Source organism: Nocardia sp. NPDC003979 (genome assembly GCF_053605015.1).
On record NZ_JBSGIJ010000025.1, the window covers coordinates 1 to 12096 of the forward strand.

The 12096-nt window shown below is 67.3% G+C and carries 11 protein-coding genes; all 11 read left to right on the forward strand.

Translation table 11 applies throughout. The features are described from left to right. Positions 1–566, forward strand: a 566-nt coding sequence (locus ACWEVR_RS30455; protein ID WP_452469760.1) for a hypothetical protein, incomplete at its 5' end; no start/stop codon positions are given. 75 nt (positions 567–641) lie between these two features. Beyond that, positions 642–1580 carry a hypothetical protein gene (locus ACWEVR_RS30460; protein WP_280298527.1) on the forward strand — a complete coding sequence of 313 codons (939 nt, stop codon included), beginning with the start codon at positions 642–644 and terminating at the stop codon, positions 1578–1580. After that, complete coding sequence (locus ACWEVR_RS30465; RefSeq protein WP_387702912.1) at positions 1580–2533, forward strand: hypothetical protein; 954 nt, start codon at positions 1580–1582, stop codon at positions 2531–2533. Before ACWEVR_RS30460 ends, ACWEVR_RS30465 begins: the two co-directional genes overlap by 1 nt. A 214-nt stretch (positions 2534–2747) precedes the next feature. Continuing rightward, positions 2748–3983, forward strand: a complete 1236-nt coding sequence (locus tag ACWEVR_RS30470; protein WP_280298529.1) for a hypothetical protein — start codon at positions 2748–2750, stop codon at positions 3981–3983. A gap of 16 nt (positions 3984–3999) precedes the next feature. Further along, positions 4000–5901 (forward strand): type IV secretory system conjugative DNA transfer family protein, encoded by a 1902-nt coding sequence (locus ACWEVR_RS30475; RefSeq protein WP_452469761.1) that lies wholly within the window; start codon positions 4000–4002, stop codon positions 5899–5901. Further along, entirely contained in the window at positions 5894–6742 is an 849-nt protein-coding gene (locus tag ACWEVR_RS30480) for a DUF4913 domain-containing protein (protein WP_316574268.1), read from the forward strand. Before ACWEVR_RS30475 ends, ACWEVR_RS30480 begins: the two co-directional genes overlap by 8 nt. Continuing rightward, a complete protein-coding gene (locus tag ACWEVR_RS30485) occupies positions 6739–7452 on the forward strand; it encodes a hypothetical protein (protein WP_387702911.1) in 714 nt (237 codons plus the stop codon). Before ACWEVR_RS30480 ends, ACWEVR_RS30485 begins: the two co-directional genes overlap by 4 nt. Then, on the forward strand, positions 7416–7598 hold the full coding sequence (locus ACWEVR_RS30490) for a hypothetical protein (RefSeq protein WP_452469762.1): 183 nt from the start codon (positions 7416–7418) through the stop codon (positions 7596–7598). The genes ACWEVR_RS30485 and ACWEVR_RS30490 overlap by 37 nt, the downstream gene beginning before the upstream one ends. After that, on the forward strand, positions 7595–8500 hold the full coding sequence (locus tag ACWEVR_RS30495) for a hypothetical protein (RefSeq protein ID WP_280298534.1): 906 nt from the start codon (positions 7595–7597) through the stop codon (positions 8498–8500). The genes ACWEVR_RS30490 and ACWEVR_RS30495 overlap by 4 nt, the downstream gene beginning before the upstream one ends. A 179-nt stretch (positions 8501–8679) precedes the next feature. Next, positions 8680–10536: an acyl-CoA dehydrogenase family protein gene (locus ACWEVR_RS30500; RefSeq protein ID WP_280298535.1), complete on the forward strand. Its 1857-nt coding sequence runs from the start codon at positions 8680–8682 to the stop codon at positions 10534–10536. After that, the gene (locus ACWEVR_RS30505) at positions 10533–12032 is read left to right on the forward strand and encodes a flavin-containing monooxygenase (RefSeq protein ID WP_280298537.1); all 1500 of its coding nucleotides are present in this window, start codon (positions 10533–10535) and stop codon (positions 12030–12032) included. Before ACWEVR_RS30500 ends, ACWEVR_RS30505 begins: the two co-directional genes overlap by 4 nt. Positions 12033–12096 lie beyond the last annotated feature (64 nt).

Genomic DNA, 12096 nt, shown 5'->3' on the forward strand with positions numbered 1-12096 from the left:
GCCCCCGTCTTGTGTTCGCGGATTGGCAGAGGTTGGCGGGGGTCGGGGCCGCTGCCGCGCGACAGGGCGCCCTGTCGCGTGCCGGGTTCTCCGCATTCCGCCGCGTCATGGGCGTGAGCTGGCAACAGGTCGGCGCGGTCGGGCACGCCCTGGGCTTGACCACGGTCGAACAGCAACACGCGTGGGAACCCACCGCCATGCCGTGGACCGAGCAGGTCGCGCACACCCTGTCGAAGCTCGACCGGACCGAGTTGTCGGCGCGGTGGAAGGCCGTCATCGACACCGACTTCGCCACGGTGTCGATGCCGGTGATGGTGCTCCAAGCCGCCGGAATCACTCCCGACGACATCAACCGCCAGCTCCCCGTCCTGCCCGACCGGATGGTCGAGCTCGCCGCAGCCGCCCTCGACACCCGCCTCACGGAGCGGGTAGTCGGCGGCGTTGATATCGACGCCGCGATCGAGGCCACCGGCGCCGGTGCCCACACCGAACACGACCCCACCGATCCCCGACCGGGCCCGACCCCGGATCAACACACCGGACCCGAGATCGGGCCGGGGCCGTGAACCGCCGCGCACGGTCTCTCCAGGCCGTTCCGGGAGCACTGAACACACAGTCGAACAACAGGATTGGAGAAACCGGTGAGTCATCCCCTCTCGGGTGCCGAGGATCTGCCGTCGTGGCAGCTTCGCCTACTCGAACGCATCCAGAACACCAGCTACGACCACTACCGCACCCTGTTCCACGGGTCCCCGCAGTACTCGCCCGCCCACGGCCCGAGCGTTCAGCTCGAGACATGGCGGACCCACCTGAGGGCGTTGGACGACGAGCGCGGTGAGATCGAGCTACACGCCCACGCCCGCGGCGTCCCGCAACGGATGATCGACTACGCCACCGACACCGGCGCCAGGGGAGCACGCTGGGGGGATACCCCCGAAACAGCAACACTGCGAATGGCCCCGCCGGGGGCGGATCCGGCACGCCTGCACCTGCTGGACCAGCTCGCCGAGGACGTGTGGCGTCTGGAACACACCGCCCTGGTCCGCGCGGAGTACCTGCATCGCGTGCACACCGGTGGGTTGCCCGACAACGAGTCAGGCGAACGTCAACTCCACGACAACATGGCCGCGCTGTGGCGCCGTGCTACCGGGACCGCGGCACTGATCAACGTCCAACCCGGCGAGGCCGAGCAGCTGTGGGACCGCAGCCCGAGCTCGTGGCAACAGGTGGCGGAACTGACCGCGGCCTCCTACACCGATGCCGAACTGCGGCAGCGGTTCACGGAAATGTCGTGGAGAGGGATCGAAGCCGACGTCTCGCGCACGTTCGACAACCTCTCCACCACGACCGTCACCGATCTCGGCCCGCCCACGCCCTGGGAGTTCGCCCAACGTGCTGAGCAAGCCTTGGCCGCGGTCAGCTTCACCGACGGCCTGGGCTCGCGCGCGGGGCACGGTATCGGCACCGCGGTCGAAGCAACCGGGGTCGCAACAGGCGCACGGTGGGAGCCAGACCCGGACCTGGAACCTCACCCACCTGATCGGAGCATGGGCCCCGGTGTCGATCAGGGGGTGTGGTGATGACCAGCAGCGCTCCAGGACCTGACGAGTCGGCGGCCCAGTGGCAGGGCCGCATTCTGCGGCGGATCCAGGAGTTGGCCGCTCAGCATCGGGAGGTCGCTGATGCCGGACCTGCCATGTTCGACGACGGCGTCTCCGGTGGCAACGAACAGGTGTGGAACGAGCGACTCGAGCTGCTCACCGTGCAGCGCGAGCACGCCGAGTACACGGCCATGCTGGGTGGGGTCGACCCGGGTTGGGTCGTCGATGCTCGCGAGCTCGGCCAGCGCGGCGCGAACGCCCCGAAGCCGGGCGTGGTTCGCCAGCATCCCGCCCGTGCGAACCAAGCCCAGGAGTTCTACCTCGACATGCTCGAACTGGATTTGTGGACATTGGAACGCATGGCCGGCCTGGAAGCCGCCCGCATGGACCGAATCGAAACCGGCAAATGGACTTTCGACCATGATCCAATCGCAGTCGCGCAGTTCGCCGACAACATGACAGCACTGCACACCCGGGTGACCGTCCTGGCCGCCGCCGCCCAGCTCACGCCGGCCGAAGGTGAGAGCTTGTGGGGGCCGAGCGTGGAAGGGATCCGCCGCGTGCACGCGGTCACCTTCGCCGCTTACTCCGAGCAAGACCTCGCCCAAGCCTGGAATGGCTATGCCCGCGCCGACCCGGCGTTGGCGGTGCCGCCGTATGTTCCGCAAGGTCCCGACGTCGGCGCCGCCCTGGTCGAGCCACCGACACCGCGCACGATGCTCGCTGATGCGACGAGCGCGTTGCGGTCCCAACTCGTCGACACCGCCATCCGCCAGGCCGACCCGACCGAACTGGCTGCCGAGAGCACCGCGATCACCGCCGTCGTCGACGCCGCCCTGGGCGAAGACAACGCGTGGTCCTGGGAACCCGATCCCGACCCGGTTCCCGGACCTGTCGGTGAGATCGGCACTGATCCCGGCCCAGACCTATAGAACCGCAGCACGATTCGTGAAATGTCGGCGTCACGGCCAGGGGGAACTGGACCTAGACGACCGAACCTGCACCGCTGGGACCTCACCACACCCGTTGAGGGTGTGACGTTTTCTCGATCCGAGGAAGCACGATGCCCCACCGTCTCCGCGAACAACCACCTTCACCCTCGAACCCCACCTCACCGTCGCGCCGGTACTTGTCCGGGAGCATTCGATGAGCTGGGAGACCCGAGGAACCAGTTTCACCGACCCGGCCTACTACCGTGACGCCGCCGACCACGCCGAAGCTCAACTGCGCGCCGACTTCGCCACCCACCACCAATTACGCGAGATCGCCGCATACGGGGAAACCCCCGCGCAGGTCGTCGAGTACACAGCACGCGCGCACCATGTCGCCCGTCAGTGGCTCCAGGATGCCGCGCCCAAGCACCAGCAGTTGTGGCACGAACTCGCCAGCGCGGTCGAGGCCTGGACCGCGAACCCCGAAGCCGCGCGCCTCGAGTTCGGCCAGCTGCAGCAATCGTTCATCGAGGACGGCGCTGGGATCGACGCGAGCACCATCCGTACGCAACGGCAAGCCGCGGAACTGACCGGACACCTCGAACCGGTCAACGACCGGTCAACCCAAGACGGCGCCCGATGGCGACCTCGCCACCTGAGCGTGGTCCCCGACTCCGGCGCAGAGAAAACACGCTCGGACAGCGTGGTCGACCGCGCGCTGGGCGGGCGAGCCACACAAGAGCTGAGCATGGCCGAGATCGAAGCGATCATCAACGGCTCCGACGAACTCCTCGCCGCCGAGGAAGCCCTCGGTGACCTCGACACCGGTCAAGACGAGATCACCGCCCTGCTGCCGGCCGCCCAACGCAACGCCTACCTCACCCCCACCGTCGCGATCGACCAGTTGCCCGCCCAGATCGTCGCCGTGCGCCGGGTCCAAGACCTGGCCGCGCAACACGCCCGCCTGGCAACAGAATTCGACGAATCACCCGAAGGCAGCCAGGTCCGCATCGACCAGTTGGAGCGGTTGATGGACGGCGCCAGGCACGCCCGCCGCGCCGCCGCCCGCGCCGGGGTCGACCACGCTGAGATCACCGCCGCCTACCAGGCGGGCCTGGCCGGGCACTACTGGTCGCAGCAGCCCGGGGCGCCGCGGCTGGCCCAACTCGAACACGTCCTGGGCGAACGCGACACCGCCGTGGCCGAACTCGACGCCCTGCGAAGCCAACTCGGTCTGGCTCCTGACTACCCACCTGCGCTCGCGCTCGCCGCAGGCGCTGAGAACACCCACCCGGCCCCCAACACCGCCCCGCCGGGTGGAGCGGTGATCTCCAGCGCGGTCGAGGCTGCCCTGCCCGATGCCGATCCCGCCGCCGACTGGGCGAGCCCAGAACTCACCGGCGTCATCGACGCACCCCGCCACGCGCCCGGTGTCGACCCCCACTTCTGAAAGGACCAGGTCAATCATGTTCTCTCCCCGAGAAACCCGCCGACGCACCAAGTCCGGACTGGGTGAAGAAGCCAGCATGCTGATGATCCTGCTAGCCCTGCTCTCGATCCTGATCGTGCTGTGGGCGGCACTGAAACTCGGCAGCTGGCCCGCCGGGCAACCTATGTCGTGGAACCCGTTCTCCGCGTTGCTGTCGGTCGTCGCCGGAGACAAGCGCTGGCCCTGGCAAGCAACCCCGATCGCGGTCGTCCTGCTCTGCCTGACCGGCGCAGGTGCAATCCGCGGAGCCCGATCATTCAACGCCGGTGGGGAGGTCGATGCGGCAGCACGGACCATGCAACCACCAGGCAAGATCCGCATCGCGCGCGCCGCCGACAACCTCGCCGACAACCAACGCCTCCTCAACGACGCCCCACCAGGAGTACAAGCGAATCCGGGACCGCTGTTGGGGCGCACGGTCATCGGCGACATTGCCCTGCATGTTCCCGCTGAACTCGGTGTCACGGTGACGGCTGGTCAACGGACCGGCAAGACGGTGGCGTGGGCGATCCCTGCGGTGCTCTCGGCGTGGGGGCCGTGCCTGGCCACCTCGAACAAGCCCGACCTGTACCGGCACACCGTCTACGGGCGTGAGCAGGTCGGGCGAGTGTGGGTGTGCGACTTGCAGGCGGTGACCGGGCAGGTGGTGTGCGGGTTCTGGGTGAACTTGTTCAACCAGGTCACCGGGTTGCCTGCGGCGCGCAAGCTGGCCGGGTTCTTCGTGTCCGGGTCGGCGGGTTCGGCGAACGAGATCGCGAACGCGAAAACCGATGCCTACTTCGACGGCGGCGCCCAAGAACTGTTCGCCCTGCACATTTTCGCTGCCGCGTGCGCGGGTGGGGACCTGCACCATGTCGCGGAATGGCTTGGCCGCGACCAGGACCCGACACCAGCGCTGATCCTACGCCACTACGGCCACGACCGTCCCGCCGCCCGCATCATCGAATGCCAAGGCCTCTACGCGAGACAGCGCGACGGCCTCTACGACATGGCGCGACGGTTCCTCAACGTGCTGTCGGATTCCGGTTACGCCCAGATGGTCACGCCCCCGGTTCGGAAGCTGTTCCAGGTCAGCGAAACCAGTGCCAAACCTGGGACGGCGCAACGGAATCTGTCGGGCAGGGCGGCTTCGATTCGTAACGGGGTCCTGATCGAGTCAACCGAGCAGCCCCGCACCCATTTGTTGCCGGAGTTCGACCCGACCGCGTTCGTCACCTCCAACGACACCCTCTACCCGTTGTCGATGACCGGACCCGACGGTGCCACCCCGTTAACCGCCGCCCTGGTCGGGCAAGTCCTGGAAGCCGCCCTGACCGCGGCGCGGGCCCGCCCGGATGGGCGGTTGGCGGTACCGCTGTTGTGTGTGCTCGACGAGGCCGCCAACTGCGCCCGCATCAGTGAACTGCCCTCGTACTACACGTACGCCGCCGGGTGCGGAATCATCCTGATGACCATCCTGCAAGTCCTCGAACAAGGCGAAAACCTGTGGGGCGTCAATGGTTTGAAGACGATGATGGCCCAGTCGATCGAGGTCTACGGCGGGTCCATCGCCTCACGCGACTATTTGGAGCACTGGTCGGCGATGGCCGGGCAACACGACGTCTCCGATCGCTCCCGCACCTACACCCCCGGCGGGATCCAACGCAGCCTGTCCTGGCGCGCCGAACCCATCCTCGACGTCGCCATGCTCGCCGCGCTACCGAAAGACCGGGCCCTGGTCCGTCTTCCCGGCCACGGCCCCGTCGTCGTCCGCAAAATCCCGTGGTTCGACAGCGAGTACGCGCCGCTGGTTCGTATGTCGATGCAACGGTTCGAAGGGGAGCCGGTTTCGCTGATCAAAGTCACTCAGCCTGCCACGGGGGAGGGCAGTCGTGACTAGCCCGACACCGGCGGCGGGGCCGATGCCGCCGCAGTTCGTCCATTTCACCGATTTCGCCAGCAGGTGGATGTTGCCCACGATCAGTGTCCGGTTGGCGGAAGCGAACCGGGAGAACACTTTCACGTGGTGCTCACGGTGGTGGGCTCATCGCCCGGTCGCGGTCCGGGTCGCGCATCTGCATACCGCGTTCGAGGCGATGCGCCGTGCCAAAGCCGGATCGAGCCTGAGCACGTTCCTGCTCACCCATTTCGACCCGCACGTCAACCTGATCCTCGACGCCGCGAACGGCCCCCTGCACCGCTGCACCCGTAATCACCATCAGGCGACACCGTCGTTGCCGTTCGATCCTGTCCCGCCCGGTTGGTTCGGCACCACAAGCACCACCACCACCACCGTCGATGATGACAAACCGGCGAAGAAGTTCGGCCACTACAGCGAGTTCGTGCAGCGGTGGTTGTTGCCGGTGGTGTCGGTGAAGATCGCCGCGAACAACCGGGAAGGCCAATACACCTGGTGCCGACAGTGGTGGCGCCACCAGAGCGTGGCCATCCGCTTCGCCGGACTGCACGCCTGCTTCGAAGCCGCGGTCAATGCCGAGGACAAGCAGGCGATGAGCGCACTGTTCGTCCGCCACATCGACCCCCAAGTCCGGTACATCCTCGACGCCGCCAACGGCCCACTGCACCGCTGCACACCTGACCGCCACATCGACAGCCCAGGCCTGGGTGGTGAACCGGTTCCGTCGAATTGGTTCGGCATTGCCGGGTCATCGACACCGGTCCACCAATTAGGGTTCGGCCCGGACTTTCGCGCCTTCACCGAAGCAGGTGAGCCGCAGTGAGTATGGCCAGCGCGACCACAGTCCAGAAACGGGTCCTCAAAGCGCTGCAGAATCAGGCCGCCGACTCCCAAAAGCTCCTGACTACCCAACGCACCAGCGGCACCGAGCCGACAACGGAATGGACACTGGATTTCCAGGCGCGGGCGATGCTGCACAGCGAGCTCGGCGCCGCTGCCATCGCCGGTGGGGTGCCGGTCGAATGGGTCGATCAGGCCCGCGAACGCGGCACCAAAAGTATCCGCTGGAACACCAACCTGTTCCTGCGCCGCGCGGCCCCGGTCGATCGGAAAGCGCTGATCGACAACCTGCGCACCGACATCGACCAACTAGCGCGAATCACCGGAATCCATGCCGCCTACCGACCCACTGCAGCCGCGCAGAAAACCGGCACTGCCGGCGTCGTCGACGACGACCTCGACAGCCTGTGGCGACGATCTGCCCAACTCGGTGTCCTGCTCGGGCTCGATGCTGACGAGGCCCGACAACTATGGCCACACGACCGGTGGATCGAAACTGCTGCCTCGGCAGCAGCGGGGCTGACCGAAGCCGCACTCGCCCACCAGTGGCGGGCGATCGTGGCCACCGACCTCAGCAGCTGCGCTGTGCAGGCGCGTGCCTTGGCCGAGGCCGGCATCGACCCCGAATCGAGGATCGCGCCCCGGAGCCGAGCGCAGTGCTCGACGTTCTCGGCGACAACCACGTTCGGGTGATCGGGTTGTTCTCCCACGGACCCGGTGCGCAGATCGACGCCGCAATCGGCGCGACCGGAGTTGGTGCGCACCAGCTCGACAGCGGGTGGACCACCCAGCCGGTGTTCAGTGACCCGCAAACCAACTATCCCGGGATCGAGCGATGAGTCGCCCGTCATCGCGGCCGCGTCTGGTCTCGGATCTACCGGGACCGCAGGCAGAGGCACTCAATAACATCCATGACCTGGCTCGCCGTGCCGGTGCGCTGCGTCGAAGCCAGCCGTATGCCGCCGAACTGGTGCGGCTCGAACACGACCGCAGTATCGCCGAGATCGTGGCGACCAGCAGGGCAGTACCGGCGGTGTGGATCACCCAAGCCCGCGAATACGGGCAGGCGAACCGGGCGTGGCAACCGACCACGGTGCTGCGAGACCCGCCGAAGAACAACGTCCCCCGCCGCGGCTACGGCCGAGTAGTTGCCGACACCAACCGGCTCATCGACATGGCCACCGTGTCGGTCCTGCGTCACCACCATCTGCACCACGCCGGGATCGAGGGAGAGCCCGAACCCGCGGTGGCGCAGCAGCTTCGGCACAACATGGTTGCGATCCGTACCCGCATCATCCACACCGCCGCCGCGATCAACATGAGCCCGGCCCAACGCGCGCGCAGCACGACGGTGACCGATGCCCACCTCTCCGAACGGCTCGCCACCCACCACCGGCTCGCCGTCGACGACCTGACCGCGCTCTGGCGCGACCTGGCCACCCCCGCGATCGCGGCGAGTGTTCGCTCATCGCTGGCCAGCCTGCGCCGCACCACCACCCCACCAGCCGGTACCGACCCCGGTCTGCCGATGCCACCGACTGTCGAGGAACTGATCACCCGCACCCACCTGCAACTGGCCGGCGCAACCCCCTTCGACGATCCCTCGACCGACGGGCAGCGAATCGAAACCGCAGTCCAGCTCGCCTTGCCGCCCACGACAACAGAACCCGACCACCACAACGCCGAAACAACGGCCGGGCCGCCACAGGATCGTCCACTCACGCCAGGACCTGAACCGTGACGAACCGTCAGCCCGACCGCAGGACTACGCCACCACCGACGGACCAGTGGTCGGCAGGAACCCGCCAGGTGCAAGACCGATCGCAGCGCCCACGAGCAACCGCGTGAGCCGCAGCGGGAGAGAAACCGCCCTGCACCGCGGCCACCTCAGCCCCAGACAACAGCTTGGAGACCTTTGCGATGACTACCGTCGATCTACCGCCGATCCCCGCTCACCACAATCAGGTGGCCCAGCCGCTCTCCCCATCCGGTGATCCCACCGTCGCCTCGTTGCGCACCGCGATCCTGGGCACCGAACCAGACATGCACCAGCGGGTGCGTGCCGTCATCACCGAACTCGGGGACCGGCCCGGCACAGGCTTGACCTATCCGGCCGAAGCGAGACTGGCACCGAACCTGCTCCGGGCGACCATTGCGGGGCTGGGCGGGTCGGCGACCGCGATCGCCGCCGACACCCGGCTGCGCGGGGTTCTGTGTGAGTGGGCCGCGGTCTGTGCCCCGCACCTGCTGCCGGTGCTGACCGGGCATCTCGATCTGTCGATCGGGTCGATCAGCGCCCTGGGCAACAGTTCCGCCTACCAACGTGACCTGCTCACCGAACTCGACACCGGTCAGGCGGTCGGAGTGTTGTTGTTGACCGAGCTCGGTGGCACCAACGGCGCCGACCAGCGAACGACCGCGACCTGGGACGGCATCCGAGATGGGTTCTGGCTCACTTCGCCGGACCCGGCCAGCTGGAAATTCATGCCCAACATCGCCGACCCGACAACACCGAAGACCGGAGTGGTCACCGCCCGCCTGATCATCGGAGGCCGCGATGAAGGCGTCCTGCCCTTGCTTGTGAGGTTGCGCACCGACCAAGGACTCGCACCGGGACTGCACGTCGCCGTGCTCCCGGATAAGGGCTGGGCCCCCATGGATCACGCGTTGATTGGCTTCGAGAAGGTCTTCGTCCCCGTTGAGGGTTTGCTCGGCGGGACATGGGCAGTGATGGGCCCGGACGGTTTCGAGTCGAGGGTGCCGGTGCGGGCACGGTTTCACCGAGCGATCACAACCCTAGGACAGGGACGACTCGACCTGGCGGGTGCGGCCGCCGCCGGTGCGCGGGCGGGGCTGGCGGTCACGGTCAACTACGCTCGGCAGCGCCGACCCGGCGGCCGGACTCTGATGGTGGAGCGGGGCACGGTCCGCCGCGACCTGGTCTCCGCACTGGCAGCGACCTACGCCACCAGCGTGCTGGGGCGCCACGTGCAGGACATGGCCGTGGCCGCACCGGTAGGAGACCCGCTCATCGGTGTGTGGTCGATGCTGGTCAAACCATTGCTGGCCTATACCGCTCACGAGGTCTTGCTGACCTGTCGGCAACGCAGCGGCGCCCAAGGATCGTTGCGCATCAATTGGATCCAGGACTGGATCGGCAACACCGAGGCCATGATCACCGCCGAAGGCGAATCACAGGTGCTGTGGAAACAAGCCGGACAACTCACCTTCGACATCACCACCTTGGCACTGCCCGCCACCGCCTCGCATCTGCCCTGGCACATCCGGATGCTCACCGACCGAGCGGCCACCATCGCGGCCGGACTCCGACGCGACGACATCACCCCGGCCGGGACCGCACTCGATCGCGACACCGCCGCGATCGAACTCTCTGCCGCCACCAGCGAACGACTCGCGGCGACCGCGCTGTGGACCGCCGCGTCCTCCGCCAACGACGACACCGCCCGAGGCCTGCTCGAATCCGCCACCGCGGTCTACACGCTGGAACGAATCGTGGCCCGCGGAACCTGGTTCGCCGCGCACCGGCAGATGACACCCCGGCGCGCCCAACGCGTCCACCGCGAACTCCACCATCACCGCCGGTACCTGGGAGCGCACCTGAGTGAGTTGGTCGACGGATTCGGCATCAACCTCGACGCCTTCGATGCACCGATGGCCGCCCCCGACTACCTGAACTGGTGGCAACGCTGGACCGGTTGGTCGAGCCCACCAACCGACACCGCCACCCGGCCGGTCAGCGGCCAGGTGCGGCCATGACCACGCACAAGGTGGTCGTCGTCGGGGCCGGGTTCGGCGGACTCACCATGGCGGCCGAGCTGAAACACGCCGGCATAGGCGAGTTCCTGGTCCTCGAAGAAGGACCCGAGGTCGGCGGGGTATGGCGAGAGAACACCTATCCGGGCTGTTCCTGCGACGTCCCCGCGCACCTGTACTCCTTCGCGTTCGACCCCTACCGCGACACCCGGGTCCGCTACCCGGACCAGCAGTCGATCTTGACCTACATGCGCGAGGTCACCGACCGCAACGACCTGCGACCACACCTACGCTGCAACACCACCGTGGTGGCCGCCGACTACAGCGACACCGACCGGACCTGGACCCTGACCACGAGCAGCGGTGAGCTGATCCGCACCCGCGCGGTCGTGTGGGCGCTCGGTCAATTGCATCGACCCGCGATTCCTCGCATGCCAGGGGCGGAGACCTTCACCGGGCCTGCGTTCCATTCCGCACGGTGGGACCACACCGCCGACCTGAGCGGAAAGATTGCGGTCGTCGGCACCGGTTCCTCAGCGGCACAGATGATTCCCGAACTGGCTCGGATCGCGGCGGGCGTCACGGTGTACCAACGGACCCCGCCCTGGGTCTTGCCCAAGCCGGCCGCCACGTTCGGGCCGGTATCGCGGTGGGCGCTGACGCATGTGTCCGGTGCACACGAGCTGTACCGGTCAGGGATCTATCACGCCGCCGATCTGGTTCTCGCACCGATCATGCGCGCAGGATGGTCGGCACGACCCGTCGAACTCCTCGCACGAGCCCACCTCCGACGACACGTGCACGACCGCGCGCTACGCGCCAAACTCACCCCGCACTACCGGATCGGGGAGAAGCGAATACTGCTCGACAACGGCTACTTCCCAGCGCTGACCCAGCCACACGTCGAACTCGTCACCGACCCGATCGACCGGCTCAGCCCGAACGGAATCCGCACGATCGACGGCACCGAACGCCACGCCGACGTCATCGTCTGGGCCACCGGATTCCGAGCCCCGGAATTCCTTGCCGGAGTACAGATCCGGGGACGCGGCGGCGCAGACTTGCACGAGCAGTGGCGGCGCGAAGGACGACCGACCGCCTTCTACGGCCTTGCGGTACGCGGCTTTCCGAACCTATTCATGATCGCGGGCCCACACTCGTTCACCCCGTCCAACAGCAACCCCTCGATCAAGCAACACCAAGCCCGCTACATCATGCGCTGCCTGGCGCTCAGCACTCGCTGGGATGCACCGGTCGAGGTGACCGAATGGGCAATGGCGAACTACCTCGAACACCTGGATCAGGGGCTCGCCCAGAGCGTCTGGTCCGGTGGCGTGGCGACGCCCTGGTGGAAACGCGCCGACGGCACGATCACCAACGTATGGCCTGGATCCATCAGCGGGTTCGAGCGTGCGATCCATGCCAGCGATCCAGTCGCATCATTCATCAAGGTCGATGACTTGGCTAGCTCGCACTTGTTCCAGCGTCAGGGCGCGTGAGTTCCGGTGACGGAACTGGAAAATGCTTTGCGGCAAGTAATTTCGGCCGGTAGCCTGCACTGTC

Bases quoted from the DNA above. Each gene is read 5' to 3' on its own strand.
- ACWEVR_RS30465 (WP_387702912.1), top strand. From the start codon at position 1,580: ATGACCAGCAGCGCTCCAGGACCTGACGAGTCGGCGGCCCAGTGGCAG.
- ACWEVR_RS30470 (WP_280298529.1), top strand. From the start codon at position 2,748: ATGAGCTGGGAGACCCGAGGAACCAGTTTCACCGACCCGGCCTACTAC.
- ACWEVR_RS30475 (WP_452469761.1), top strand. From the start codon at position 4,000: ATGTTCTCTCCCCGAGAAACCCGCCGACGCACCAAGTCCGGACTGGGT.
- ACWEVR_RS30495 (WP_280298534.1), top strand. From the start codon at position 7,595: ATGAGTCGCCCGTCATCGCGGCCGCGTCTGGTCTCGGATCTACCGGGA.
- ACWEVR_RS30500 (WP_280298535.1), top strand. From the start codon at position 8,680: ATGACTACCGTCGATCTACCGCCGATCCCCGCTCACCACAATCAGGTG.
- ACWEVR_RS30505 (WP_280298537.1), top strand. From the start codon at position 10,533: ATGACCACGCACAAGGTGGTCGTCGTCGGGGCCGGGTTCGGCGGACTC.